At 72.5% G+C, this 24,711-nt stretch carries 27 protein-coding genes; 20 read left to right on the plus strand and 7 right to left on the minus strand.

The genetic code is table 11. The features are described 5' to 3' along the window. The first annotated feature begins 693 nt into the window (after positions 1-693). On the plus strand, positions 694-1,635 hold the full coding sequence (locus tag AB0G28_RS45720; RefSeq protein ID WP_361104643.1) for a hypothetical protein: 942 nt from the start codon (positions 694-696) through the stop codon (positions 1,633-1,635). On the opposite strand, the gene AB0G28_RS45725 is transcribed toward AB0G28_RS45720, so the two are convergent. The 4 genes from AB0G28_RS45725 to AB0G28_RS45740 all read right to left on the minus strand — a co-directional run bounded on the left by AB0G28_RS45725 (position 1,625) and on the right by AB0G28_RS45740 (position 5,207). Next, positions 1,625-2,596 carry a hypothetical protein gene (locus AB0G28_RS45725; protein WP_361104646.1) on the minus strand — a complete coding sequence of 324 codons (972 nt, stop codon included), beginning with the start codon at positions 2,594-2,596 and terminating at the stop codon, positions 1,625-1,627. The genes AB0G28_RS45720 and AB0G28_RS45725 overlap by 11 nt on opposite strands. Then, entirely contained in the window at positions 2,593-3,090 is a 498-nt protein-coding gene (locus tag AB0G28_RS45730) for a SigE family RNA polymerase sigma factor (protein WP_361104649.1), read from the minus strand. Before AB0G28_RS45730 ends, AB0G28_RS45725 begins: the two co-directional genes overlap by 4 nt. A 72-nt stretch (positions 3,091-3,162) precedes the next feature. Next, positions 3,163-4,323: a phytase gene (locus AB0G28_RS45735; RefSeq protein ID WP_361104714.1), complete on the minus strand. Its 1,161-nt coding sequence runs from the start codon at positions 4,321-4,323 to the stop codon at positions 3,163-3,165. 305 nt (positions 4,324-4,628) lie between these two features. Continuing rightward, positions 4,629-5,207: a TetR family transcriptional regulator gene (locus tag AB0G28_RS45740; RefSeq protein WP_361104651.1), complete on the minus strand. Its 579-nt coding sequence runs from the start codon at positions 5,205-5,207 to the stop codon at positions 4,629-4,631. Positions 5,208-5,245: 38 nt separating this feature from the next. Between AB0G28_RS45740 and hisF the strand changes: the two genes are divergently transcribed. From hisF to AB0G28_RS45780, 8 genes are all read left to right on the plus strand, one after another. Further along, positions 5,246-6,019, plus strand: a complete 774-nt coding sequence (gene hisF, locus AB0G28_RS45745) for an imidazole glycerol phosphate synthase subunit HisF (protein WP_361104654.1) — start codon at positions 5,246-5,248, stop codon at positions 6,017-6,019. After that, positions 6,016-6,393 (plus strand): hypothetical protein, encoded by a 378-nt coding sequence (locus tag AB0G28_RS45750; protein WP_361104657.1) that lies wholly within the window; start codon positions 6,016-6,018, stop codon positions 6,391-6,393. Before hisF ends, AB0G28_RS45750 begins: the two co-directional genes overlap by 4 nt. Then, the gene (gene hisI, locus AB0G28_RS45755; protein ID WP_093952468.1) at positions 6,390-6,752 is read left to right on the plus strand and encodes a phosphoribosyl-AMP cyclohydrolase; all 363 of its coding nucleotides are present in this window, start codon (positions 6,390-6,392) and stop codon (positions 6,750-6,752) included. The genes AB0G28_RS45750 and hisI overlap by 4 nt, the downstream gene beginning before the upstream one ends. Then, the gene (locus tag AB0G28_RS45760; RefSeq protein WP_361104661.1) at positions 6,749-7,102 is read left to right on the plus strand and encodes a DUF1304 domain-containing protein; all 354 of its coding nucleotides are present in this window, start codon (positions 6,749-6,751) and stop codon (positions 7,100-7,102) included. Before hisI ends, AB0G28_RS45760 begins: the two co-directional genes overlap by 4 nt. Before the next feature lie 156 nt (positions 7,103-7,258). Beyond that, positions 7,259-7,681 carry a hypothetical protein gene (locus tag AB0G28_RS45765; RefSeq protein WP_361104664.1) on the plus strand — a complete coding sequence of 141 codons (423 nt, stop codon included), beginning with the start codon at positions 7,259-7,261 and terminating at the stop codon, positions 7,679-7,681. After that, a complete protein-coding gene (locus AB0G28_RS45770; RefSeq protein WP_361104667.1) occupies positions 7,678-7,947 on the plus strand; it encodes a hypothetical protein in 270 nt (89 codons plus the stop codon). Before AB0G28_RS45765 ends, AB0G28_RS45770 begins: the two co-directional genes overlap by 4 nt. A 17-nt stretch (positions 7,948-7,964) precedes the next feature. Further along, positions 7,965-8,498 carry a hypothetical protein gene (locus AB0G28_RS45775; protein WP_361104670.1) on the plus strand — a complete coding sequence of 178 codons (534 nt, stop codon included), beginning with the start codon at positions 7,965-7,967 and terminating at the stop codon, positions 8,496-8,498. 183 nt (positions 8,499-8,681) lie between these two features. Beyond that, positions 8,682-9,752, plus strand: a complete 1,071-nt coding sequence (locus tag AB0G28_RS45780) for a DUF3592 domain-containing protein (RefSeq protein ID WP_361104673.1) — start codon at positions 8,682-8,684, stop codon at positions 9,750-9,752. Here the strand turns inward: AB0G28_RS45780 and AB0G28_RS45785 are convergent. Further along, positions 9,728-10,342 carry a TetR family transcriptional regulator gene (locus AB0G28_RS45785; RefSeq protein WP_361104676.1) on the minus strand — a complete coding sequence of 205 codons (615 nt, stop codon included), beginning with the start codon at positions 10,340-10,342 and terminating at the stop codon, positions 9,728-9,730. The two genes, AB0G28_RS45780 and AB0G28_RS45785, sit on opposite strands and share 25 nt — an antisense overlap. Positions 10,343-10,436: 94 nt before the next feature. Between AB0G28_RS45785 and AB0G28_RS45790 the strand changes: the two genes are divergently transcribed. The 7 genes from AB0G28_RS45790 to AB0G28_RS45820 all read left to right on the plus strand — a co-directional run bounded on the left by AB0G28_RS45790 (position 10,437) and on the right by AB0G28_RS45820 (position 16,822). After that, the gene (locus tag AB0G28_RS45790; protein ID WP_361104678.1) at positions 10,437-11,996 is read left to right on the plus strand and encodes an anthranilate synthase component I; all 1,560 of its coding nucleotides are present in this window, start codon (positions 10,437-10,439) and stop codon (positions 11,994-11,996) included. Between the two features lie 25 nt (positions 11,997-12,021). Then, a complete protein-coding gene (locus AB0G28_RS45795) occupies positions 12,022-12,549 on the plus strand; it encodes a Trp biosynthesis-associated membrane protein (RefSeq protein WP_361104717.1) in 528 nt (175 codons plus the stop codon). A 124-nt stretch (positions 12,550-12,673) separates the two neighbouring features. Continuing rightward, positions 12,674-13,483, plus strand: a complete 810-nt coding sequence (trpC, locus tag AB0G28_RS45800) for an indole-3-glycerol phosphate synthase TrpC (RefSeq protein ID WP_361104681.1) — start codon at positions 12,674-12,676, stop codon at positions 13,481-13,483. Next, positions 13,480-14,721, plus strand: a complete 1,242-nt coding sequence (gene trpB / locus AB0G28_RS45805; RefSeq protein ID WP_361104684.1) for a tryptophan synthase subunit beta — start codon at positions 13,480-13,482, stop codon at positions 14,719-14,721. The genes trpC and trpB overlap by 4 nt, the downstream gene beginning before the upstream one ends. Then, entirely contained in the window at positions 14,718-15,509 is a 792-nt protein-coding gene (gene trpA / locus AB0G28_RS45810) for a tryptophan synthase subunit alpha (protein WP_361104687.1), read from the plus strand. Before trpB ends, trpA begins: the two co-directional genes overlap by 4 nt. 52 nt (positions 15,510-15,561) lie before the next feature. Continuing rightward, positions 15,562-16,113: a Uma2 family endonuclease gene (locus AB0G28_RS45815; protein ID WP_361104690.1), complete on the plus strand. Its 552-nt coding sequence runs from the start codon at positions 15,562-15,564 to the stop codon at positions 16,111-16,113. A gap of 46 nt (positions 16,114-16,159) precedes the next feature. Then, the gene (locus AB0G28_RS45820) at positions 16,160-16,822 is read left to right on the plus strand and encodes a peptidoglycan recognition family protein (protein ID WP_361104694.1); all 663 of its coding nucleotides are present in this window, start codon (positions 16,160-16,162) and stop codon (positions 16,820-16,822) included. Between the two features lie 45 nt (positions 16,823-16,867). Here the strand turns inward: AB0G28_RS45820 and AB0G28_RS45825 are convergent, their stop codons facing one another. Together AB0G28_RS45825 and AB0G28_RS45830 are read right to left on the minus strand one after the other, a co-directional pair. Next, on the minus strand, positions 16,868-18,109 hold the full coding sequence (locus tag AB0G28_RS45825; RefSeq protein WP_361104697.1) for a hypothetical protein: 1,242 nt from the start codon (positions 18,107-18,109) through the stop codon (positions 16,868-16,870). A gap of 177 nt (positions 18,110-18,286) precedes the next feature. Next, a complete protein-coding gene (locus tag AB0G28_RS45830) occupies positions 18,287-19,645 on the minus strand; it encodes a glutamine synthetase family protein (RefSeq protein WP_361104700.1) in 1,359 nt (452 codons plus the stop codon). 54 nt (positions 19,646-19,699) lie between these two features. Here AB0G28_RS45830 and AB0G28_RS45835 point away from each other — a divergent pair, with 54 nt between their 5' ends. The 4 genes from AB0G28_RS45835 to lgt are packed head-to-tail and all read left to right on the plus strand — an operon-like array spanning position 19,700 to position 24,509. Beyond that, positions 19,700-21,133, plus strand: coding sequence for an APC family permease (locus tag AB0G28_RS45835; RefSeq protein ID WP_361104703.1), 1,434 nt, complete (start codon positions 19,700-19,702; stop codon positions 21,131-21,133). Continuing rightward, complete coding sequence (locus tag AB0G28_RS45840; protein ID WP_361104706.1) at positions 21,130-22,254, plus strand: amidohydrolase family protein; 1,125 nt, start codon at positions 21,130-21,132, stop codon at positions 22,252-22,254. Before AB0G28_RS45835 ends, AB0G28_RS45840 begins: the two co-directional genes overlap by 4 nt. Further along, on the plus strand, positions 22,251-23,423 hold the full coding sequence (locus AB0G28_RS45845; RefSeq protein ID WP_361104708.1) for an amidohydrolase: 1,173 nt from the start codon (positions 22,251-22,253) through the stop codon (positions 23,421-23,423). The genes AB0G28_RS45840 and AB0G28_RS45845 overlap by 4 nt, the downstream gene beginning before the upstream one ends. Before the next feature lie 18 nt (positions 23,424-23,441). After that, positions 23,442-24,509 (plus strand): prolipoprotein diacylglyceryl transferase, encoded by a 1,068-nt coding sequence (gene lgt, locus AB0G28_RS45850; RefSeq protein WP_361104711.1) that lies wholly within the window; start codon positions 23,442-23,444, stop codon positions 24,507-24,509. Positions 24,510-24,711 lie beyond the last annotated feature (202 nt).

Below are 24,711 nucleotides of genomic sequence, written 5' to 3' on the forward strand. Positions count from 1 at the left end.
GTCGCGTTACTGTTTTTCTTACGTTTGCTCTTCCGATCTCCGGTAGTGCCGGGTCAAGGCGGGAAAGCGTGCCTTGACCCGGCACTGCCGGCCGTGTTCTGGCTTCGTATCGGGGCGGCGGGGAGGTCTGGGTGGAGCGCCAGTCATGCCTCAGCGTTGCCGTTCACGACGGGGGAGGCGCCTGAAATCGACTTTGCCGGCCCCCGGGAGAGGATGGGGCGGCGTTTCGATCGGTTGCCCGGATGCAGGTGCCTCGGCGTCACCCGGCGAGGCCGTGCACAGGGAACGTGCTCGTCATCGGGGGCGACCCAAGCTCGAGGTGGCCGTCCAGGTGTGGCGCGGGCGGCCGACTGCCCGGCAGGCCTCGCTCGTCCGCCGCGATCCGCTCCTTCCGGTCGGTCTGGTGACACGAGCCGGTCGCGGAGTCCACTGTGGACTTGAAGTCGGGTGGTGCGACCCCGTCCTCCACCGCGGTCGGGGTGCCTTCGATAAGCCAACCGTCGGCGCGGGCCGGGAACCAGGTCACTTCGAAGCCGGTGCGGGCCGTCTTCGTGCCGCCAAGCAAAGGGCAGGCCCGTCTTCGGCGCGAAAGCGGCCACACGGCACAACGCGATGGGGCAAGCCGGCGGAAGCGCGCCACCCCGCCGGTTTGCGACGATGCCTTGGCTGGGTCCGCACACCGGAGGGATCTCGATGGCCGTCGCACAGGAACTGCCGGTTCACCCGCAAGCGAGCTTCTTCGGCGCCGGGCCCTATCCCGCGCGCCGCGGCGCGGTCGCCGTCGTCGCGGTGCTCGCCGGCTTCGTGCTGACCGCGATCTGGTCGGCGCCCTTCGTCGACTCCGTGATCGGTGACAGCGTCGCGAACGGGCTCCTCGGCCACGACGCGAAAGCCACCCCGATCAGCGGCGTTCTCGCCGGGACGCTGTTCGCGTTCGTCTCCGGGCTCGCGGGGTCGTTCACCGCCTGCAACATCGCCGCCTTCGGGGCGGTCGCGCCGCTGGTCGGCGGGCAGGCGGGCGAAAAACGGCGGTTCGCCACCACGCTCAAGCCGCTCGGCTGGATCGCCGCCGGCATGCTCACCGTGTCGGTGGTCTACGGCGTGATCGTCGCGCTCGTCGGCACGCGGATGCCGCAGTTCTCCACCGCGCAGGCCACCGGGCTGTCGCCGCGCAGCGTCCAGTCGATGATCGCCTTCGGTGTCGTCGGCCTGGTGTTCCTGCTGCTGGGCATGGCCGCCCTCGGCATTCTCCGCACCCCCGCGTTCCTGCGCCGCCACCCGGCCGCGCCGCTGGTCCTGATGGGCGCGCTCATCGGCGGGTTCCTCATCGGACGGCCGTACCCGCTCTTCCGGATCATGTTCCGCAGCGCCGCGGAACAGCACAACGTCCTCTACGGCGCCGCCGCGTTCGCGCTCCAGTCGGTCGGCAACATCGTCGTCATGGCGGTGCTGTTCCTGCTCCTGACCCACGCCACGGGCGGGCGCGTGCAGCGCTGGCTGGCCGCGAAGCCGGCCCGGATCGCGACCGTGACGGGCGCGGCGCTGCTCGTCGGCGGCACGTTCACGCTGCTCTACTGGGACGTCCGCGTGCTCGGCAGGCTCGGGATCATCTGGTTCCCGATGGTCAACTGGTAGTCCGGCCGAGCCAGCGGTAGTCCGGCGAGGGGTCGAGCTGCACGCCGTCCGCGACGGCGGCGAGCACGGCCTCCGGCTGCGCGCCCGACACCGTCAGCCAGCGCCCCGACGGCAGCCGGACCGCGACCGTCGCGTCCTTGCCGTCCGCCGGGGCCAAGAAGAACCCCTGGCTGCCTCGCACCGTGACCGGCGTGGCGCCGTTCACGCCGGGGGAGCCCGCGCCGGCGGCGGCCCGGATCGGCGGCCCGCCCGGGGCCGCGGCCGTCAGCTCGGTCGAAGCGTCGTCCGGGCCGGTGCCCCGGACCGCGGCCGAACGCTCGGCGATCCCGGCCGGGAGCCGGCCGAACCGGAGCTCGCCGCGGACGCCGACCGGGTCGGCGGTGACGGACTCGGCGACGCGCAGCGCCACCGCGCGGGCCTCCGGGACACCGGAGACACGGGCGGTCAGCACGTGCTGTTCGTCGGCGAGCCAGGTCACGAGCGCGGCCGACCCGGTGTCGCCGGTGACCATCGCGACCCGGCCGCGCACCAGGACCTGGTCGCCGAGCGACGCGATTCTCAGCGCGGTCTGCGACCACTCCGGGTCGACCGGCGAGTACGCCGACAGTGTGATCTCCGCCGGCCCGGCGAACCACCGCCGGATCTGCGGCGCGGTGCCGGGGCCGCCCTCGCGGTACTGCTCGGTGAAGCCGTCGGGCAGCCAGCCGGGGCTGTAGCCGAGCACCGGGCGGCTCGCGGCGGGCACCAGGTCGGCCGTGGTGAGCAGCTGCGTGCCGGTGACGACACCGGCGACCAGCGCGACCACCGCCGCGGCGACCAGGGCCAGCCGGGTCGCCGGCCGCCGCTTCCGCCCGGCGCGGGCGAGCGCGTCGCGCACCGCGTGACCGTCCGGCGCGCGGGCGGCGAGGCGGTCCAGGCTCTCCCGGATCAGCGTCTCGGTCTCGTGCTCGGGGCGGCTCATTCGGGGGCTCCGGTGGTCAGGACCGTGGGGTGCGGGGCCTGGCGCAGGGTGGCCAGGGCGCGGGAGATCTGGCTGCGGACGGTGGACACGCCGCAGCGCAGGACCGCGGCGATCTCGGGGTCGGAGTAGTTCTCGTAGTAGCGCAGCACGATCGCCGCGCGCTGCTTGCGGGGCAGCGTGGCCAGGAGGCCGAGCATGGCGTCCCGCTCGTCGTAGGCGGTGGCCGGGTCGGCCGACGGCGGGCTCAGCGCGTCGAGGACGTCGTGGCTGCTCGGCACCATGCGCCGCACGGCCCGCCGCCGCCACGACAGGTACTCGTTGGTGACCATCCGCCGCACGTAGGTCGGCGGGGCGTCGATGGCGTCCCAGCGCTGCTGGGCGCGCAGGAGCACGTCCTGGACGATGTCCTGCGCCAGGTGCGGGTCGTTCGTCAGGACGGTGGCGTAGCGGAGCAGCCCGTCCAGCCGCTCCGCCACGAAATCTTCGAAACCCACGCACGTCCCTTCGTTCACCCACCCCATGGACGCGCGAGGGGGCCGGGTCGCTGCACGCGGGTTCGAACTTTTTTATCGGGGGATGACGTCCTCGAGCCGGACGAACGCGAAGCCCGTGGTCGGGAGGCCGCCGGCGGACGGGCGGCGTTCGCCGTCGTGGACGACCAGCAGGCCGTGCGGGAAGCGGCGGCCGAGGGAGGCGGTGGTGATCGCCGAGCCGTCGGAGTGCTCGACCGAGTCCGTGCCGCGGCCGGCGACGATCCGCAGGTCACGCGGGTGGCGGCCGTACACGACGAAGCGCGAGTCACCCTGGCTGGACGCGAACAGCGTGCCGTCCGCCAGCGCCAGGCCCTCGGCGTCCGCGGTGAGCCACCGGCCGCCGAAACCGGGGTCGGCGCCGTCGGCCACGCACTCTTCGGTCGCGGGATCCCAGCGTTGCGGGACGCCGTAGGAGCGCACGCGGTCGATCAGCTCGGGCCGCCCGAAGCCGGCCGGCGTGAGCGGGATCCGCCAGATCCCGACGTCCTCCTGGGCGGTGTAGAGCACCCGGCCGTCGAGGACCGAGCCTTCCAGCTGCGGTCCTTCGCCGGGCTTTTCGCACGGCGACCAGGTCGTGCCGTTCGGCAGCCGGAAGGCCGACGGCAGGTCCACGGTGGCGATCTTTTCGGTGCCGACGGTCCCGCCCGGCTCGTCCACCAGCCGCAGCAGCGCGACCCGCGTCTCGTGGCGCCGGGTCACCGCCACCCAGCGGACGCCGGTACGCGGGTCGCGGCCCGCCGCCAGGCCGTAGGCCGTCCGCTGGGTGTCCACTTCGGACTCCGACGCGGAGAACACCGGCGCCGCGGCCGGGTCGGTGACGTCGGTCAGGACGCGGGCGCCCCCGGGGTCGATCCGGTAGACCCGGACCCGGTCGCGCCCGCGGTCGCTGACGACGGCCAGGTCGCCGACGACGTCGACGTTGTTGAACCGGCCCTTCGGCCCGGCGGGGACCAGCTGCAAGGTGTGCCCGTCCAGGTCGAACGCGGCGAGCCCGCCTTCCTTGAGCGTGCCGATGACGACGCTACGCCCGGGATCGCGCCGGTCGACCCAGATGGCCGGATCGTCGGCGTCGGCGTTGGCGGGTGAGGCGTTCGGGTCGTCGACGAACGCCTGAGTCTGCGCCACCGGCGACGGATCGCGGGGCGCGGCGGAAGCGGGGACGGCAGTCAGCACGGAGAGGGCGGCCACGGCCACCGGGAGGAGTCTGCGCACGGCCGGAAAGTAGACGAATCGGATGGCCGGGGCGTGAACGCGCCGTGATGAGCAGCCCCCGGTTTCCACGCTACCGGGAGGGACCGACAGTTCCAGCGGGCCGAGTCTCAAGCGCCCCAATGTGGCGTTGGGTGCGTCCAACGCACCGAACGCCACATTGGGTGCGTTGAGCGCACCCAATGCCACATTGGGGCGCTCGGTCGGCCCTGTGGACAAGCCGGGGCTCACCAAACTGGAAGCGGCCGGAACTGTCGGTGCCCTCCCGTAGCGTGGAAACCGGGGGCTGCTCAGCCAGGCGGCGCGAGGTAGTACTGCGCCACCGGGGCGAGCATCTCCACGATCTCCTCGTCGGAGGCCTGCGCCAGCGGTGGCAGCTTGATCACGTACCGCAGCAGCGCCACCCCGATCATCTGCGCCGCGATCCCCGTCACCCGGACCTTGGGCACGTCGAGTGAACGGGCGACCTCGGCCAGCACCGTGCGCTCGATGAACTGGCGCATCATCAGCGCGACCTGCTCGTTCGTCGCCGCCGCGCGCAGCATCGCGATGAACGGCGTGCGTCCCGCCGGCTCCGCCCAGACCGACAGGAACGCCCGGACCAGGCGTTCGCCCAGCGATCCTCGCGGGCCCGCGAGGATCGACGTCACCAGGGACGCCGGGTTCACCGGGAGGTTCATCGCCGCCGCGAACAGCTCCTGCTTGGTGCCGAAGAAGTGGTGGAGCAGGGCCGCGTTGACCCCCGCGTCGGCGGCGATGCCGCGGACCGTCGCGCCGTCGTAGCCCAGCTCGGCGAAGCGGTGCCGCGCCGCGTCGAGGATCTTCTCGCGCGTCTCGGTCTGCCCCGGCCGCCGTCCCGCCCGTGCCATTGCCCGAGCTTAGAACCCCCTTGACTACGCTGGTGACCATGTCTGTCGCGGTGCGGGTGATCCCCTGTCTCGACGTCGACGCGGGCCGGGTCGTGAAGGGTGTCAACTTCGCCGGCCTCCGCGACGCCGGCGACCCCGTCGAGCTGGCCCGGCGGTACGACGCCGAGGGGGCCGACGAGCTGACGTTCCTCGACGTCACGGCGTCCTCCGGCGACCGCGAAACCACCTACGACGTCGTCCGCCGCACCGCCGAGCAGGTCTTCATCCCGCTCACCGTCGGCGGCGGCGTCCGCAGCAACGACGACGTCAACCGGCTCCTGCGCACCGGCGCGGACAAGGTGAGCATCAACACCGCCGCCATCGCGCGGCCCGAATTCCTCAGCGAAGCGTCGAGAAGATTCGGCGCCCAATGCATCGTGCTGTCGGTCGACGCGCGCCGCGTGCCCGAGGGCGGCGAGCCGACGGCGTCCGGGTTCGAGGTCACCACCCACGGCGGCCGCCGCGGCACCGGCATCGACGCCGTCGAATGGGCCGCGCGCGGCGAGGAGCTGGGCGTCGGCGAGATCCTGCTGAACTCCATGGACGCCGACGGCACGAAGAACGGCTTCGACCTGGAGCTCATCGGGCTGGTGCGCAAGGCCGTGCGGGTCCCGGTGATCGCCAGCGGGGGAGCGGGCGCGGTCGAGCACTTCCTGCCCGCGGTCCGGACCGGCGCGGACGCGGTGCTCGCGGCCAGCGTGTTCCACTTCGGACAGCTGAAGATCGGCGACGTCAAGTCCGCGCTGCGCGACGGCGGGGTCGAGGTCCGATGAAGTCCTGGCAAGCACCCGTCGAGGTGAAGGTCGTCGCGGGCCTGCTGGTCGGGCTGCCCGTCGCGTGGGCGCTGCTCGACCTGATCCCGGTGCTGAGCGCCGGCTCGGGCCTGGCCATCTACCGGATGCCGGCGCTCGCGCTGATCCTCGGCGGCGTCGTCACGACCGGGCTCGTGCTGAAGCTCGGCAGCGCCCGCATCGGCGGCCTGGTCGTCGCCGTCGTGTTCGCGCTGCTGCACGCGTTCCTGCTGCTCGGCGCCGAGCTGTGGTGGGTCAAGCTGTTCTCCGGCCTCTCGTTCGCGGGCTACGGCTACGCGTTCGTCCTGTTGAACTCGATGCCGCTCAAGCGGCACATCCTGGGAGCGCAAGCATGAGCCTCGACCCGGCCGTCTCGGCGCGCCTCAAGCGCAACGCCGACGGCCTGATCGCCGCCGTCGTCGTCGAGCACGCCACTTCGGACGTGCTGATGATGGCCTGGATGAACGACGACGCGCTCGCCGCGACCCTCGCCACCCGCCGCGGCACGTACTGGTCGCGCAGCCGCGGCAAGCTGTGGGTCAAGGGCGAGACGTCCGGCCACTACCAGCACGTCCGCGAAGTGCGGATCGACTGCGACGGGGATACAGTCCTGCTGCGCGTCGACCAGACCGGCCCGGCTTGTCACACCGGCACGCACACCTGTTTCGACACCGAGGAACGTCTCCTCCTGGCGGATGAGAAAGAGCACGCGTGACCATCGTCGCCGACATCCTGGTCGGGCTCGTCGCCCTGATCCACCTCTACATCCTCGTCCTGGAGATGTTCCTCTGGACGAGCCCCCGCGCCCGCGCCGGCTTCGGCACGACGAAGGAGTTCGCGGAGGAGACCAAGACGCTCGCCGCGAACCAGGGGCTGTACAACGGCTTCCTCGCGCTCGCCTTGGCGTGGGGCCTGATCGCGGGCGAGTTCCAGCTTCAGCTCTACGGCCTGGTCTGCGTGATCATCGCGGGCCTGTACGGCGCCGCGACGGCCAGCAAGCGGATCCTGTTCGTCCAGGTGGTCCCCGGGGCGCTGGCGCTCGTCGCGCTGCTGCTGGCGCGCTGACCGCGCGGGCACCCGCCACTGGGATCGGCCGATGGACCTGGGGGCAGGCGATCTCCGCGAGTACTGGCGGCTGCTGCGGTTGAGGCGCCGCCGGGCGGGCTGGCTCGCGTCCGCGTCGCGAGCGCCGCGATCGGCAGGCTGAAGGCGAACACGCCGTTGTGGCTGCCGTCCACACCGGACGTTCCGGGTGACACGGCGTTCCTGCGCACGGCCGGCCGCCGCACGTGGGCGCTCTGCGTGGCGTGGGCGGTGCTGGTGCCACTCGCGGTGGCGCTGTTCCAGGCGGAGAACACCGCGGCGGACGAGCTCCTGGCACACGGAAAGCGCGTGCCGGGAGTCGTGGTGAGCGTCCGGCGGCACGCCAAGGGCGGCGTGTCGCTGGTGGTGCGCTTCGCCGTCGACGGCACCGACCGGACTGCCGGGATCAACCGCGACTCCGACCGGGTCCGGACCGCCGAGGAAGCCAACCACGACGAGTTCGGCTACTTCCTCGGTCTCGTCCTGCTGCTGGTGTCGGCCGTGGGGGCCGGGGCTCCGCCGTCGCGGCCCGTGGCTGGCAGCGGCGCTACCGCGCGGTGACGGAGACGGGCTGGCACCCGGGCACGGCGGACGGCGACCGGGGACCGCGGCGGCTGCCGGAGCTGACCGTGCACTTCGCCGACGGCAGCCGGCTCGGGTTGCGGGGCGTCCTGTCGTGGCGCACGGTCCGGCTGCGGGGCGAGTTCGCCGGCGTGCCGGTCCGGGTCGGCGGCGCGGGCCTGGACATGGTGGTTCTGCTCAGCCGGGACGGGCGCACGCACGCGGTGCCGGTCCGGCCCCGCGGACCCCGGACGGTGGCGCGGTAGGCCGTTACCCTCGGGGGATGGGGGACTGGTTGCCGCCGAGGGAGCCGCGCGAGCCGGACTCGCCGCACGAATGGGCGGCCCGCGGCACGGCCATGCTGGACGCGAGCCTCCGGTGGCTCGTGGGCTCCACCGTCCTCGGGGTGCTGGTCGCCGCGGGCCTGCTGTTCGCCGGGCTCGTGCTGCCCACGCTCGCGGTCCTCGTCCTGGCCGGTGTCCCCGGTTACTGGACTTTCGCCCGCGCCAGGCAGGCGGGCGCCGCCCGCCGGACCGGCTGGCGCACGGCGACGGTGACGATCGCCACGACAGGAGGGACGCGCCTGCCGGGCACGGTCGCCGTGCGGTTCTCCGACGGCAGCCGCATCGATCTCCGGCCGTGGGAGGCCGGGAGCGCCGTGCGAGCGCTCGGAGAGCTGCCCGGGCTACCTGCCCTCGTCGCCGGGGCCGGGCCGGCCGCGATGACGGTGTTCATTCCGCCGAAGCCGCCTCTGCGCGAGAAGCCGGTGATGTTCGGGGCGCGCGCCGAGACCTACCGGTGGGTGCCGGAACCCTGACCGCGGGACAAGACGAATCTCGTCGATTTCCCGAAATGGCGAATGTGCCGGCGAAAGCGCCAGAATCATCCGAGTGCTCGTCGGCCTGCTCACTTGCACGCTCGGCGAGGCCGTCCGGTTGCCTTCGTGACCTGTGCCGTTTCTCGCACCATTTCCGCAGCTCAGCGCGGATAACCTCGGTTGGTGGCACGCGATGGGTCCCTCCCCGTTCTCCTTCGGCGGCGGGCCGCCTGGCAGACCGTCACGGCGGCCGCCGCGATCGTCTGCGGCTTTTTCTCGGTGTCGGTACCCGTTTATCTGTACGCCCACGATCCCCTCTCCGGGGACGGCGTTCTTTCCGGCCTTTTCGCCATCTGGGCGGTCTCGGCCGGCCTCGCGGTCTTCGGTGCCTGCGAGCTGGGCTTCCTCGCCCGCCGGATCCGTACCGTGGTGACGGAACAGGACTTCGCCGCCTGGCTGCCGCCGGCCGACGCCGCCGACCGCGACCGCCGGATCGACTTCGCCGCGGAGACCGCCGGGTTGCGCCGGCTCGCGCGCCGCGCCTCGGCACTCGTCCTGATCTGGGTCGCGCTGGCCGGCGCCGGGATCACCGGCCAGGTCGGGCTCGAGCGGGCCGCCGCGGACCTCCTCGCGACCGGGGACCGGTTCGACGGCGTGGTGCTGTCCGTGCACGAACGGTCCCGCGGCACGTCGCGGCTGGAGGTCGGCTTCGGCGCGCGGACCGTGTGGATCGTCCGGACCTCCCCGCGGCGGTACGCCACCGGCGACGCGGTCACCGTGGTGGTCGACCCCGCCGATCCGGAGCGCGTGCGGACCACCCTGGAGCCGAACGACGACCAGTTCCTCTTCAACACCACCGTGGTCCTGCTCGTGGCGGGGTTCGGCGGAGCGCCGTTCGCCGTCGTGGCCGCGCTGGGCTGGTGGCGGCGGGCCCGCGCGGTCGCGGCCACCGGGTGGCGCGTCGCCACGGTCGACGTCGTGCCCGACCGCACCCGCGGCCGGAACCGGCACCTGCCGGACATCCACGTCCGCTACCGCGACGGCACCGGGATCGTGCTGCGCGCCGCGCGTTCACTGCACCGCGCCAAGCCGATGGCGATCCACACCGACCGGCCCGCCTGGATCGGCGGCTGGGGGTCCGGCATGGTCGTCCTCTTCCCGAACGGTCCGCACCGGCCCGGGCCGTACGCGATCCCGGCGACCGCGAGGAGGGCCCGGCGGGAGCGGAGTCAGCCGATTTCGCCGTTGATGTAGCGCTGCACGGTCGGCGCCACCGCCGCCACCAGCGTCTCGACCTCAGCCGCGGTCATCGGCTGGAACTTGGCGACGTAGCGGATCATGCCCATGCCCACCAGCTGGGACGCGCAGAGCGTCATGCGCAGCGGGATCCGGTCGGAGCCGACCGAGGTGATCAGCCCCGTGAAGAACTTCTGGAAGAAGTCGCGCAGCACCTGACCGGCCTGCTCGTGGCCGGTGATGCTGCGGATGAGGGCCTGGAAGACGTCGCCGCCGGCGCCGTCCCAGCGGGTGAGAAACGTGCGGACGATCCGCTCGCCCAGCTCGTCGTCGGGGCCGTCGCGCAGGGCCGACAGCAGCTCCGCCGGCTCGAACGGCAGCTGGAGCACGGCCTTCGCGAACAGGCCCTCCTTGCCGCCGAACCAGTGGTTGACCATCGCCGCGTCGACGCCGGCGCGGGTGGCGATGGCCCGCACGGTCGCACCGTCGTAGCCGTTTTCGGCGAACACGGCCCGCGCGGCCTCGACCAGCGCGGTGCGCGTGTCCTGCCCGGCGGGCCGCCGCCCCCGGCGGCGGGCAGTAGTCTCGGTGTTGTCCGTGGTGCTCACGGCTCCATCATGACTGACGCGCACCCTGAATTCAACATTCATTGAATTCGGGCCCGCCGTGGCCGTGATCGGCCGGGGCGGCACAATGAGCCGCATGGTCAGCGCAACCGCCGGTCCGTCCGGCCCCGGCTCGGTCAGCCCGTCCCGCGAGGACTTCCGCGCCCTCGCCGAGAGCCGCCGCGTCATCCCGGTCGTGCGCCGGGTCCTCGCCGACGGCGAGACGCCGATCGGGGTCTACCGCAAGCTCGCCGCCGACCGGCCCGGCACGTTCCTGTTCGAGTCCGCGGAAAACGGCGCGTCCTGGACCCGCTGGTCGTTCATCGGCGTCCGCAGCCCGGCCGCGCTCACCGTCCGCGACGGCGAAGCGGTCTGGACCGGCACCCCGCCGGTCGGCCTGCCCACCGAAGGCAACCCGCTGGAAGTGCTGCGCGAAACGATCGAAGCGTTGCACACCGAGCCGCTGCCCGGATTGCCGCCGCTGACCGGCGGCATGGTCGGCTACATCGGCTACGACGCCGTGCGGTGGCTGGAAAAGCTGCCCGAGCTGGCCGAGCGCGACCTCGACATCCCCGAGCTGACCATGCTCCTGGCCACCGACCTGGCGGCGTTCGACCACCACGAGGGCACGGTCACGCTCATCGCGAACGCCGTCAACTGGGACGACTCGCCCGAGCGCGTCGACGCGGCCTACGACGACGCCGTCGCCCGGCTGAGCGCCATGACCGAGCAGCTGCAGGTGCCCGCGCCCGCCACCGTCGCCGCGTTCGAACGGCCCGCGCCCGAGTTCGTCCGGAAGCGGTCGAAGGAAGACTTCCACGCCGCGGTCGAGAAGGCCGTCGAGGCGATCAAGGCCGGCGAAGCGTTCCAGATCGTGCCGTCGCAACGGTTCGAGATCGCCACGGCCGCCGACGCGCTCGACATCTACCGCGTGCTCCGGACGTCCAACCCGAGCCCGTACATGTACCTGCTGCGGCTCGACGGCTTCGACATCGTCGGCTCCAGCCCCGAGTCCCTGGTCACCGTGCGGGACGGCCGCGCGACCACGCACCCGATCGCGGGCACCCGCTGGCGCGGCGCCGACCCCGAAGAGGACGCCCAGCTGGCCAAGGACCTCCTCGCCGACGAGAAGGAGCGCGCCGAGCACCTCATGCTCGTCGACCTCGGCCGCAACGACCTCGGCAAGGTCTGCAAGCCGGGCACCGTGCGCGTCGTCGACTTCTTCCAGATCGAGCGCTACAGCCACGTCATGCACATCGTGTCGACCGTCACCGGCGAGCTGGCCGACGGCAAGACGGCGTTCGACGCGGTCACCGCGTGCTTCCCGGCCGGGACGCTGTCCGGCGCGCCGAAGGTCCGCGCGATGGAGCTGATCGAAGAGCTCGAGCCGGTCCGCCGCGCGCTGTACGGCGGCGTCGTCGGCTACCTCGACTTCGCCGGCGACGCCGACACGGCGATCGCGATCCGCACGGCCCTGGTCAAGGACGGCACCGCGCACGTCCAGGCCGGCGGCGGGGTGGTCGCCGACTCGGTGCCGGACTACGAGGACACCGAATCGCTGAACAAGGCCAGGACCGTCCTCTCGGCCGTGGCCGCCGCGCAGACGATGGTGGCGGCGGGCGTCCTCGACCCGGCCGCGGACAGCGCCCATGTCTGACACGCCGGCCCGCCGTCCACTGTGGATGATCGTGGTCGCCCTGCTGCTGGGCGCGGTGGCCCTGTGGGGAGCGTCACGGCTGACGTGGTTCGCCGAGTTCCGCGACGGCGGCGTGCGGGGCACGGTGCTCCACCGCGAAAGCGGCGAGCAGCGGGCGACGGCGCTCGTGCCGCTGGCGCTGCTCGCCCTGGCCGGCGTGGCCGGGCTGGTGGCCACCGGGGGCTGGGCGCGGCGCGTGCTCGGCGTCGTGCTGGCGCTGGCCGGGCTCGCCGCCGTCTGGACCGGGATCGACGGCGTCCGCTTCGGCGGCTACGCCGACGGGCTGCCGGTGACCGAAATGCTGCTCGGGCGCGGCCTGGCCGTGCTCGGGGGAATTCTCGTCGCCGCCGGCGGGTTGGCAGCGGTCAAGACCGCCGGCCGGACCGCGCGGCTGGGGGCGAAGTACGCGGCCCCGGCCACGCGGAAGAAGGCGCGCGATCCGGACGCCGAGCTGTGGCAGGCCCTGTCCGAAGGGGAAGACCCCACGGATCCCCGGGACAGGCATTCGGAGTAACGCGCACACCCGGAACCGGGCGTCTCCGATGCGGGGGTTAGCATCGTTTCGGCGGGAAGGGGAAGGTTTTTGTGAGCGACCTTGCGAGTGAATCCGTGAGCACGTGCCCGGGCGGGGGCGCCCGGTGAGCGTGCTCGAAGACATCGTCGCCGGCGTGCGGGAAGACCTCGCCGTGCGGGAATCCGCGCTGCCGTTCGACGAGCTGAAGATCCGCGCGGCCGCCGCCCCGGCGCCGCGCGACGTGATGTCCGCGCTGCGCGAGTCCGGCATCGGCGTGATCGCCGAGGTGAAGCGGCGCAGCCCCTCCAAGGGTGACCTGGCCGACATTCCCGACCCGGCCGCCCTGGCGAAGGACTACGAGGACGGCGGCGCGCGCGTGATCAGCGTGCTGACCGAGCAGCGCCGCTTCGGCGGTTCGCTGGCCGACCTCGACGCCGTGCGCGCGGCCGTGGACACCCCGATCCTGCGCAAGGACTTCATCGTCAGCCCCTACCAGGTGCACGAGGCCCGCCTGCACGGCGCCGACATGGTGCTGCTGATCGTCGCCGCGCTGGAGCAGAACGCGCTCGTCGCGCTGCTCGACCGCGTCGAATCGCTCGGCATGACCGCGCTGGTGGAGATCCACAACGCCGAGGAGGCCGACCGCGCCCTCGAGGCGGGCGCCAAGGTCATCGGCGTCAACGCGCGCAACCTGCACACCCTCGAGGTGGACCGCGACGTCTTCTCGCGGCTGGCCCCCGGCCTGCCGATGGACGTCTACAAGGTCGCCGAGTCCGGCGTCCGCGGGCCGGGCGACCTGATGTCCTACGCCGGCCACGGCGCCGACGCGGTGCTGGTCGGCGAGGGGCTGGTCGCCTCCGGCGACCCGAAGGGCGCCCTGGTCAAGCTCGTCACCGCCGGTTCCCACCCCGCCTGCCCGAGGCCGTCACGGTGACAACTGAGCACGGTGTTGGCGAAAAGCCTCAGGCGGCGTTCGGCACGCACGACCCCGACGAGCGGGGCTACTACGGCCCGTACGGCGGGCGGTTCATGCCGGAGGCGCTGATCGGCGTCGTCGACGAGGTCGCCACCGAGTACGACAAGGCCCGCCACGACCCCGACTTCCTGAACGAGTTCAACCGCCTGCTGCGCGAGTACGCGGGCCGTCCGTCGCTGCTCACCGAGGCCAAGCGCTTCGGCGAGCACGCCGGCGGCGCGCGGGTGTTCCTCAAGCGCGAGGACCTGAACCACACCGGCTCCCACAAGATCAACAACGTGCTGGGCCAGGCGCTGCTCACCAAGCGGATGGGCAAGAAGCGCGTCATCGCCGAGACCGGCGCGGGCCAGCACGGCGTCGCGACGGCGACCGCGTGCGCGCTGCTCGACCTCGACTGCGTCGTCTACATGGGCGAGGTCGACACCGAGCGCCAGGCGCTGAACGTGGCCCGCATGCGGCTCCTCGGCGCCGAGGTGATCCCGGTCAAGACCGGTTCGCGGACGCTGAAGGACGCGATCAACGAGGCGCTGCGCGACTGGGTCACCAACGCCGACACGACCCACTACCTGTTCGGCACGGCGGCCGGACCGGCGCCGTTCCCGACCATGGTGCGCAACTTCCACCACGTCATCGGCTCCGAGGCCCGCGAGCAGATCCTGGAGCAGGCCGGCCGCCTGCCCGACGTCGTCGCGGCGTGCGTCGGCGGGGGGTCGAACGCGATCGGCATCTTTTCGGGCTTCTACGACGACCCGTCGGTGCGGCTGGTCGGCCTGGAGCCGGGCGGCGAGGGCATCGAGGGCAACCGCCACGGTGCCACCCTGACCAAGGGCACGCCGGGCAACCTGCACGGCGCGATGACGTACCTGCTGCAGGACGAGGACGGCCAGACGGTCGAGTCGCACTCGATCTCGGCCGGCCTGGACTACCCGGGCGTCGGCCCGGAGCACGCGTGGCTGAAGGACACCGGCCGCGCCGAGTACCGCCCGGTCACCGACGCCCAGGCGATGGACGCGTTCAAGCTGCTGTCCCGCACCGAGGGCATCATCCCGGCGATCGAGTCGGCGCACGCGCTGGCCGGCGCGCTGGAGCTGGGCCGCGAGCTGGGCCCGGACGGGTTGATCGTGGTCAACCTCTCGGGCCGCGGCGACAAGGACATGGACACGGCGGCCAAGTGGTTCGGACTGGTGAACGAATGAGCGGGCTGGACGACCTCTTCGCGACGACCCGCGCGGAGGGCCGCGGCGCGCTGATCGGCTACCTCCCGGCGGGCTTCCCGACGGTCGACGGCTCGAAGGACCTGATCGCGGCCTGCGTCGACGGCGGCGCGGACCTGATCGAGGTCGGCGTCCCGTATTCGGACCCGGTGATGGACGGCCCGACGATCCAGGCCGCCTCGGTGACCGCGCTGGACAACGGGTTCCGGCTGAAGCACCTGTTCGAGGTGGTCGAGTCGGTGTCTTCGCGCGGTGGCCGTGCGGTCGTGATGACGTACTGGAACCCGGTGAACCGCTACGGCGTGGACCGCTTCGCCCGCGACCTCGCCTCGGCGGGCGGGCTCGGTTTGATCACGCCGGACCTGATCCCGGACGAAGCCGGCGCGTGGATGTCCGCTTCGGAGGAGCACGGCTTGGACCGGATCTTCCTGGTGGCACCGTCGTCGTCGGAGGAACGGCTCGCGTTGACGGCGGAGGCGTCGTCGGGCTTCATCTACGCGACCGCGGTGATGGGCGTGACGGGCGCGCGCGACAAGGTCGGCGCGGGCGCGGAGGAGCTGGTCCGCCGCACGCGAGCCCACACGTCGTTGCCGATCGGTGTGGGCCTGGGCGTGCGGTCGGGCGACCAGGCGGCCGAGGTGGCCTCGTTCGCGGACGCGGTGATCGTGGGCTCGGCCCTGGTCACGGCGGCTGCCGAGGGGACTGACGGGGTGCGTCGGCTGTCGGCCGAGCTGGCTGAGGGCGTGCGCCGGGCTGTCACGCCTGCGTGACACCCATCGCCCGATCAGAACTGTCGGTGGCGGTCTGCATACTCCTCGTGTGATGATCCACCACGAGGAGTTCTCCATCCCGCCGCGACCGGACGGCTGGACGGTCGACGAAGTTCTCGTCCTGCCCGAGGAGCAAACCTTGCTCCAGCGGGTCGAACTCCTTGACGGGGTACTCCTCGTGAGCCCTTGGCCTTGCTTGGAGCATCAGCGACGTTTGGGGAAGCTGCAGTTCGCCTTGGTGCCCGCGCTGCCGGACGGCATTGAGCTGCTGCCGGGCGTGAACGTACGTTTCGGTGAGCGGCGGCTGTTCACCCCCGACCTGGTGATCGTGACCCGCCCGGCCGTCGACACCGCCGCTTACACGGCGAACGAAGTCCTTCTGGCCGCCGAGATCGTTTCGCCCTCGACCAAGGTGCAGGACCGCATCCTCAAGCGGGCGATCTACGCCGAGGCGCTGATCCGGTTCTACCTCCTGGTGGAACCCCTCGAACCCGCTGTGGCGACCCTGTTCGAGCTCCAGGGCGAGGAGTACGTCCCGATCGCCAAGAGCGAGAACGGCGAACTCCGGCTGCCCCGCCCGTTCGAGGCCACGCTCCGGCTCTGAAGGCGTTTGTACGAAACCTGTACGCGCCCCCGGCACAGTCCGCGGCATGGACTTCGATCTTGGACGCCTCCAGCGCCGGACCTTCCTCCGCGGCGCCGCCGGTCTCGCCGTCGCGGGTGCTGCCGGGATCCTGCTGCCCGGGGCGGCGCACGCCGCCACCGAGCCGCGGATCTACAGCTGTGACGAGTGGGGTGCGCGGCCGCCCGCCGATGCGCTCACCACGCTGGACCACCCCGCCAACCGGATCCTCATCCACCACATCGCGAGCGCCAACACCACCGACTACTCGCTGGCCCAGGCGTTCCAGATCGCCCGCGACACCCAGCACGACCACATCGACAACAACGGCTGGTCCGACACCGGCCAGCACTTCACCGTCAGCCGCGGCGGCTACCGCATGGAAGGCCGGCACGGCAGCCTCAGCACCGTTCGCGGCCGCACCACCATGATCCAGGGCGCGCACTGCCCCGGCCAGAACACCAACGCCATCGGCATCGAGAACGAAGGCCTCTACACCAGCGTCGAGCCGCCGCAGACGCAGTGGGCTTCGCTCGTCCTCCTCTGCGCCTACATCTGCAAGCAGTACGGCATCCCCGTCTCCGAGATCAAGGGCCACCGCGACTACTACAACACCGAATGCCCCGGTGACCGCCTCTACGCCAAGCTCCCGCAGCTGCGCACCGAGGTCGCCAGGGCGATGGCCGCCTGAGGCTCCGCCGGCCGCGTCGAGACGTTCCCGGCGCGGCCGGCGGCTTCACCCGTTCTTGATCGTGTCCAGCGTCCGGACGGCGTCGGCCGCCGCGGCCTGGTCGGCCGGGTCCGGCTCGGCCGCCGCGTCCGGGTGGCGCGATGCCGCCGGGCGCGTGCAGCCCAGCTGCCGCAACGACCCCTGGAGCCGGTCGGTCAGGAACTTCAGCAGGCTGACGCCGTCGTCGGGGGACGGCGCCGGCCGCAGCAGGCGGCGGTCGGCCGTCAGCCGGTCGAGGCCCGCCGACCGCAGGGTGCGGCAGTAGGCCCGGGTGCTCGCCGAACGCCGGTCCAGCGGGGGCTGGCCGACGCCCGCGCGGTAGAGGTTCGTCTTGGCCGGGCTGGGTTTGCCGTCGACCAGCGTCATCGGGTCGCCCGGTGGCACCAGCGCGACCGGGTTCCGCTGCCCGGCCGCGGCCTGCAGCTCGTTGAGGGCGAGCGACGTCGTGGGGCGGCCGGGGTCGGTCAGGTCCGGGGCCGTGAACGGCGTGCAGCCCAGCGCCGGGTCCACGAAGGCGTCGAGCAGCCGGTTGTCGCTGCCGTTGGCGAGCGTGGCCGGCTTGCCGAGCGCGCGGGCGTTCGCCGTCGTGGCCTGGGCGGTCCGGCCGTCGCGCGTCGCCAGATACGTCGTCGTCACGTTGTCGCTCTGGTCCTGGTCCACCAGCGAGAAGTCACGCACCGACGGGCACGGCCGGCCGTCCTTCGCCCGGCCCAGCGGCGGAATCCGCAGCTTGCCGGCTCGCCCGGCGGTGTTCGCCGCGTCGAAGAACGCCTGCGCGCCGCAGAAGGCGACCTGGCCGAACAGCGAGCGGCCGAGCCCGTTGACGCACCGGCCCGCCTTCAGCGCGGCCGGGCTGCCGCCGAGGGTCAGCGTGTCGCCGTTGAAGCCGAACCAGAGGCCGACGACGGCGTTCCGCGGCAACGCCGGGACGACCGGCGGCGCGGCGGGCGCGCGGCCCGCGTCGACGACGAGCGGGTGGTAGACCGACAGCTTCCCGGTGGCGGGGTCGAGGATCGTCGCTTCGGCGAAAGCCCCCTGCGCGTCCACCGATTCGTGGCACGCGCCTTGCCGCGGATCGGTCGCGGCAAGCTGGTACGGCGTGGCCAGGCCACGCGCGGAAAGCGGATCTTCGGGCACTTTGAGGGTGCAGGAGGAATTGGGGGTCGCGGGCGGCGGTGGCGGGGTCCGCGGTGCGGCCACCGCGATTCCGACCGCGCCCAGCGACGCCGCGGCCGCCGCGACGGTCACCTTGAGCTTCCAAGGCCGTTGCCGGTGGCGGGGACGAGCTTCTGGCATGGACTGTGCCTTCTTTCGGCCTCCTCACCTCACCCGCTGCGGGACGCTAGCACGGATAACGGGCGGATCACAGAATGATTTCCGGGGAGAAATACGACATTCGTGGCGAATGGTGTCACGCAAAGATCATCAATGGAGATAGCGCATCACGGCGCACAGCTCTTCGGGCGAGAGGGCACCGAGCCGGTCGATCTCGCCGCGGCGGACGTCCATCAACGTCGTCGCCAGCTCCGGCCCGAACGCCGAAGTCAGCGCGGAGTCCGCTTCGAACGCCGTCACCGCTTCGGCCAGCGAAGTCGGCAGCCGTGACGCCGAGGGGAGCGTGCCCGGGTCGACGTCCACCGGTTCCGGCAGGCTCGCCCCGGAATCCAGGCCGGCCAGGCCCGCGAACAGCAGCGCCGCCACCACCAGGTACGGGTTCGCCGTCAGGTCGAAGCACTTGACCTCGAAGTTCGCCGCCCGGTCGCGCTGCCCGGCCGGGCCCTGCACCAGCCGCAGCGGGGCCTCGCGGTTTTCCAGCCCCCACGAGTGGAACCCCCCGGCCCAGTGGTGCGGTTCGAGCCGCAGGTAGCTGACCACCGAAGGCGCGCCGATCGCCAGCAGGGCCGGCAGCCGGGAGAAGATCCCGGCGCCGAACGCCTCCGCCGTCTCCGTGAGGCCGAATCGCCGGTCGCCGCCGGCGCACAGGTTGCGGTCGCCGTCCCAGAGGCTCAGGTGGACGTGACCGCCGTTGCCGACGCCGCCCGGCGCGAACTTCGGCGTGAACGACGCGCGCAGCCCGTGCCGCTCGCTGACCGTCCGGATCGTCTCGCGCGTCAGCACCGCGACGTCGGCCGCGCGCACGGGATCGCCCGCCGCCACGGACAGCTCGAACTGCCCGGCCGCGTATTCGGGGTGGATCTGCTCCACCGCGACACCCTGCGCGGCCAGCGTGGACACCAGGGCACGCAGGTAGCCCGCCTGCGAGGAAAGGCGTGCGTAGCCGTAGGCCGGGCCCGCCGTCGCCGAACGCGGGTCGTCGGGCGCGTCCGCCGCCGTGATCACCCACTCGATCTCGAACGCCGTCCGGACGTTGTAGCCCCGCGCCGCGAGCCGGGCCGTCGCGCTCGCGGCCAGCGCCCGCGCGTCCTGCGGGTGCGGCTCGCCGTCCTGGTCGTACCGCCACACCGGTGCCCACGCCCAGCCGGGCTGCGCGGCCAGTGGCACGAGCGCGTCGAGGTCCGGGTGCAGCCGCAGGTCGCCGACCGGGCCGAGGGAATGTGTGCCGCTCGCGATGTCGTCGGTGGCCAGGAAGAAGTCGAACGAGTTCGACGCGCCGACACCCCAGGCCGCCGCCGACCACAGCCGGTCCACCGGCACGGCCTTCACCCGCGCGATGCCGCTGTTGTCCACGAAGGTCAGCGCGACGAGCTCGACGCCGGCGGCACGCAGGCCGTCCGCGCGGAGAGCACCTTGTTGCGCAAGCTCTGCCCGATCGAGCTGGCTCATCCCGCTCCCATCACTGTTCACTGGTTCTTCTCGCCTGAGAAAGAGGTGAAGATCGTGACAGACACCGTCGAAACCCGTCCAGGTCTGCGCCGCTCCCTCTCCGTCTGGCAGGCCGTCGGCCTGTCCGTCGCGTTGATGGCCCCGAGCATGGCCGCCAACATCAACCCGCAGCAGACCGCGGCCGCCGCCGGCCGCGCCGTCCCGCTCGCCTTCCTGCTTTCGGCGGTCGGGGTGCTGCTCGTCGCGTACGGCTTCGTCAAGCTCTGCCAGTACTACCAGCACGCCGGCTCGGTGTACGCCTTCGTCGGCGCGACGCTCGGCCCGCGCGCGGGGGTCGTCTCCGGCATCGGTCTCCTCGGCACGTACACGTTCTACGCGGTCGTCACGAGCTCGGCCGCAGGCACGCTCGGCACCGCTTTCCTCGCGCAGGTGGGCATCTGGCCGGACCCGCCGTCGTGGGGTCCGTTCGTGCTCACCGCCGTCGCGCTGATCGGCGCGTGGCTGCTGTCCGTGGTGCCCGCGCGCCGCGGCACGAGCACGCTGCTCGCCGTCGAAGGCGCGACCATCGCGGTGATCCTGCTGGTCACGGTGGTGATCCTGGTGCGCCTGCTGGCCGGCGGCGCACCCGGCGGCGCGCGGTTCACGATGGACGTCTTCGTCCCGGAAACCGGGCTGTCCGGAGTGTTCCTCGGCGCGGTCTTCGGGTTCCTGTCCTTCGCCGGGTTCGAAGCCGCGGCGACACTCGGCGAGGAAACCCACGACCCGAAACGCAACATCCCGCGGGCGATCCTCGGCACGGCGATCTTCGGCGGCCTCTACTTCGTGGTCGTGACGGCGGTCGAGATGATGGCGTTCGGCGGCGACGCGGCCGCCTTCCACGACTCGCCGTCGCTGCTCGGCGACCTCGGCAGCCGGTACGCCGGCGCGTGGGTCGGCGACGTCATCAGCGCCGGCGCCGCGATCAGCGCGTTCGGCTGCTGCCTCGCGTGCGTCGTCGGCGGTTCGCGGCTGCTGTTCGCCCTCGGGCGCGACGCCGTCGGCGGCCGTGGCGTCGGCCGGACGTCCACCCGCGGGACGCCGGTCACCGCGGTCACGGCCGTGACCGCCGCCGCGGCGCTGATCATCGTGGTGTGCGCGGTGTTCTTCGGCGCGACCGCGTCGGACACCTTCGCCTGGTCCGGCTCGATCGGGACGCTCGTCCTGCTCGTGATCTACCTGCTCACGACGATCGGCGCGATCCTGCTGCTGTTCGTGAAGCGCCGGATGCGCGTTCCGCTGTGGCACGTCGTGTTCCCGATCGGCGCGCTCGCCGTGCTCGGGTACACCGTGTACGTCAACGTCGTGCCGTATCCGACCGAGGGCCCGGCGCGGTGGTTCCCCGTGGTGGCCGGGGGCATGCTGCTGCTCGCGGTGATCTTGGTGCTGGCCGCGCCCGCCTACGCTCGTAGGGTGGGGGAGAGGCTGACGAGTGTGGACGGAGGCGCATGACCGGACTGCTTCCGTTCGTCTCGGAGCTGCCGCTGGTGGACCACCACTGCCACGGCGTCGTCACCCGCGACGTCACCCGCCCGGACTTCGAGGCGATGCTGACCGAGGCCGACGCGCCGTCGCCGCTGGGCACGAGCCTGTTCGACTCGCTCATCGGGCTGGCCGTGCGCGAACGCTGCGCACCCGTGCTCGACCTGCCGAAGCACGCCCCGGCCGACGCCTACCTCGAACGCCGCGCCGAACTGGGCGCGGCGGAGGTGGCCCGGCGGTTCCTGCGCGCCACCGGGACGACCGATTTCCTCCTGGACGGCGGGTTCCTGCCGGACTCGCTGACCACGACCGCCGAGTTCGCCGAACTGGCGGGCACCCGCGCGCACGACGTCGTCCGGCTGGAGCAGGTCGCCGAAGCGGTGATCCAGGGGACGACCGCGGCCGGGTTCGCCGCCGCGTTCGCCGACGAGCTGGGGAAACGGGCCGAGACCGCCGTCGGGCTCAAGTCGATCGCGGCCTACCGCGTCGGCCTGGAACTGGCGGGGGAGCGGCCGTCGCCGCCGGAAGTCGAGGCCGCGGCCGGGCGGTGGCTCGCCGGCGGCGGCACCCGGCTGGCCGACGAGGTGCTGCACCGGCACCTCGTGTTCACCGGCCTCGACCTGGGTCTGCCGGTGCAGTTCCACGTCGGCTACGGCGACTCCGACGTGGACCTGCACCGCTGCGACCCGCTGCTGCTCACCGGGCTGCTGCGGGCGACGCGCGGCAGCGGCGTGCCGATCCTGCTGCTGCACAACTACCCCTTCCACCGCCATGCCGCGTATCTGGCGCAGGTCTTCGAGCACGTGTTCGTCGACGCCGGGCTCATCACGCACAACGCGGGCTTCCGGGCGCCGGCCGTCCTGGCCGAGCTCCTGGAGATCGCGCCGTTCGGGAAGGTGCTCTTCTCGACCGACGCCTTCGGCCTGGCCGAGCTGTACCACCTGGGCACGGCCCTGTTCCGGCAGGGCCTGTCGGACTTCCTGCGCGCCGCGCTGGCCGCCGGCGCGATGTCCGAAAAGGACGCCGTCCGGCTGTGTGCTTTGGTGGGGCACGAGAACGCGAAGAGGATCTACCGCTTGGAGCACGTGTGAGTGAACTGTGGACCCGGTGGACGCGGGCGATCACCGACGAACTGCCCGCCGCCGTCGAGCTCCGGCACACGGTGCACGCCGACCCCCGCGGTTCCGGCGAAGAGGAGGACACCGCCCGCCTGGTGACCGCCGCGCTCGGGGCGGGCGACGGCGTCCGCGTCGCGAAGACCGGCCGCGCGATCCGGCTGCCCGGCACGTCCGACGGCCCGGCCGTCGCGCTGCGGGCCGAGCTCGACGCCCTCCCGGTGCTGGAGGGCACCGGGGTGCCGTGGGCGTCGGGCAACGACCTGATGCACGCGTGCGGCCACGACGTCCACCTCGCCGCGCTGGTCGCGGTGTGCCGGGCCGCGAAGCGCGTCGGCGTGCCACGGCCGATCCTGGCGCTGCTGCAGCCGCGGGAGGAGACGTCCCCGCCCGGCGCGCTCGACGTCGTCGAGTCCGGGATCCTGGCCGAATGCGGGGTGGACACCGTCATCGGCGCGCACGTCCAGCCACGGATCGCCCACGGCGTCGTCTCGGCGGTGCCGGGCCCGGTGAACGCCTCCACCGACGAGTTCGAGGTGACCATGCACGGCCAGGGCGGCCACGCCGGCTACCCGCACCTGCTGCGCGACCCGATCCTGGCGCTGTCGCAGCTGGTCGTGAGCCTGCAGCAGCTCGCGTCCCGGCGGATCGACCCGGTGTTCGGCGCGGTCTGCTCGATCGGCCGCATCCAGGGCGGCGCGGCGGCCAACGTCGTTCCGAACAGCGCGAGCGCGTTCGGCTCGCTGCGCCTGATGCGCGCGAAGGACCGCGAGCGCGCCCTGGAGACGCTCGCCGACATCGTGCACGGCACCGCGCGGGCGCACGGCTGCACGGCCGAGCTGGAAATCAGCCCCTGTGAGCCGGTGCTGGACAACGACGCCGCGCTGGCGTCGGGCGCGCAGAAGTGGCTGCGTCACGCGGGCTTCGTCGTGGACGACAAGTTCCGGTCGTTCGGCGCCGACGACTTCGCCCATTACTGCGGGGGACCCACCCGCGGGCTGATGATGTTCGTCGGCCTCGGCGACACCGCGGGCGTGCCGAGCCTGCACGACGAGCGGTTCCTCCCGCGCGACGAGGCCGTCACCCAGGTCGCGCACGCGCTGGTGGCGGGTTATCTGGCCGCCTTGGAGGTACCGGCGGGCTAGCGCTACGGTGGCCGCGTGATGAGCGCCTACCTCGCGACGATCCCCAGCCCCGACCGCGGGGTGTGGCACCTCGGGCCGATCCCGATCCGCGCGTACGCCCTCTGCATCATCGCCGGCATCATCGTGGCGATCTGGTGGGGCGAGCGGCGCTGGATCGCCCGCGGCGGCACCAAGGGCACGGTGGTCGACATCGCCGTGTTCGCCGTGCCGTTCGGCCTGGTCGGCGGCCGGTTGTACCACGTGATCACCGACCCCGAGCTGTACTTCACCGAGGGCCGCAACCCGTGGAACGCGTTCGCGATCTGGGACGGCGGCCTCGGCATCTGGGGCGCGATCGCCCTCGGCGCGGTGGGTGCGCTCATCGCCTGCCGCCGCAAGGGCATCCCGCTGCCGGCGATGGCGGACGCGATCGCCCCGGGCATCGTCGTCGCGCAGGCCATCGGCCGCATCGGCAACTACTTCAACCAGGAGCTCTACGGCGCGCACACGGACCTGCCGTGGGGCCTGGAGGTCTACCAGCGCTTCAACCCGGACGACCCCAACAACCTGCTGAACGGCGTCGCGACGGGGCACATCCCGCTCCCGGAGAGCCCGGTCCACCCGACGTTCCTCTACGAGCTGCTCTGGAACCTGCTGGTCGCGCTGCTGGTGGTGTGGGCGGACCGGCAGTTCAAGCTCGGGCACGGCCGGGCGTTCGCGCTGTACGTCGCCGGGTACACGGTGGGCCGCGGCTGGATCGAGATGATGCGGACCGACACCGCGAACCACATCCTCGGGCTGCGGGTGAACGTGTGGACGTCGATCCTGCTGTTCCTCGGGGCGGTGGCGTACTTCGTGCTCGCCGCCCGGCGGGGGCCGCGGGAGGCGCCCGAGCTGCTGGTCGGCAAGGACGCGGTCACGCCTTCTCCGGAGGCCGCGCCGAACTCGCCTTCGGACGCGGCTCCGGACTCGCCTTCGGATTCGCCTGCGGAGTCCGCCGAGGAGCCCGAGCACGCCAAGGTGGCGGCCGAAGCTCCGGCCGCGGAGAAGCCCGCTTCGGACGCGGCGACCTCAGCCGAGGAGCCGAAGAAGACCGACGAGAGCTGAGCGCTCGCTTCTCGAAGGTCGCCGCCGGGATGCCTGGTGGCGGCCTTCGTCGCGTCCGCGCTGGTCCGAAGCGCCCCAATGTGGCGTTGGTTGCGTCCAACGCACCCAATGTGGCGTTCGGTGCGTCCAATGCACCCGGCAGAGCCCGGGGACGGCGGCTTCCTGCAGCGGGCCACCGCGGTCGCCGGTGGCTTGTTGCTCG

This window comes from Amycolatopsis sp. NPDC021455, assembly GCF_040640995.1.
GTDB lineage: Bacteria > Actinomycetota > Actinomycetes > Mycobacteriales > Pseudonocardiaceae > Amycolatopsis.

Excerpts from the sequence above, each read along its gene's own strand:
- AB0G28_RS45720 (WP_361104643.1), top strand. The coding sequence starts at position 694 with ATGGCCGTCGCACAGGAACTGCCGGTTCACCCGCAAGCGAGCTTCTTC.
- AB0G28_RS45725 (WP_361104646.1), bottom strand. The coding sequence starts at position 2,596 with ATGAGCCGCCCCGAGCACGAGACCGAGACGCTGATCCGGGAGAGCCTG.
- AB0G28_RS45740 (WP_361104651.1), bottom strand. The coding sequence starts at position 5,207 with ATGGCACGGGCGGGACGGCGGCCGGGGCAGACCGAGACGCGCGAGAAG.
- hisF (WP_361104654.1), top strand. The coding sequence starts at position 5,246 with ATGTCTGTCGCGGTGCGGGTGATCCCCTGTCTCGACGTCGACGCGGGC.
- AB0G28_RS45750 (WP_361104657.1), top strand. The coding sequence starts at position 6,016 with ATGAAGTCCTGGCAAGCACCCGTCGAGGTGAAGGTCGTCGCGGGCCTG.
- hisI (WP_093952468.1), top strand. The coding sequence starts at position 6,390 with ATGAGCCTCGACCCGGCCGTCTCGGCGCGCCTCAAGCGCAACGCCGAC.
- AB0G28_RS45775 (WP_361104670.1), top strand. The coding sequence starts at position 7,965 with ATGGGGGACTGGTTGCCGCCGAGGGAGCCGCGCGAGCCGGACTCGCCG.
- AB0G28_RS45790 (WP_361104678.1), top strand. The coding sequence starts at position 10,437 with ATGGTCAGCGCAACCGCCGGTCCGTCCGGCCCCGGCTCGGTCAGCCCG.
- AB0G28_RS45795 (WP_361104717.1), top strand. The coding sequence starts at position 12,022 with ATGATCGTGGTCGCCCTGCTGCTGGGCGCGGTGGCCCTGTGGGGAGCG.
- trpA (WP_361104687.1), top strand. The coding sequence starts at position 14,718 with ATGAGCGGGCTGGACGACCTCTTCGCGACGACCCGCGCGGAGGGCCGC.
- AB0G28_RS45815 (WP_361104690.1), top strand. The coding sequence starts at position 15,562 with ATGATCCACCACGAGGAGTTCTCCATCCCGCCGCGACCGGACGGCTGG.
- AB0G28_RS45820 (WP_361104694.1), top strand. The coding sequence starts at position 16,160 with ATGGACTTCGATCTTGGACGCCTCCAGCGCCGGACCTTCCTCCGCGGC.
- AB0G28_RS45830 (WP_361104700.1), bottom strand. The coding sequence starts at position 19,645 with ATGAGCCAGCTCGATCGGGCAGAGCTTGCGCAACAAGGTGCTCTCCGC.
- AB0G28_RS45840 (WP_361104706.1), top strand. The coding sequence starts at position 21,130 with ATGACCGGACTGCTTCCGTTCGTCTCGGAGCTGCCGCTGGTGGACCAC.
- lgt (WP_361104711.1), top strand. The coding sequence starts at position 23,442 with ATGAGCGCCTACCTCGCGACGATCCCCAGCCCCGACCGCGGGGTGTGG.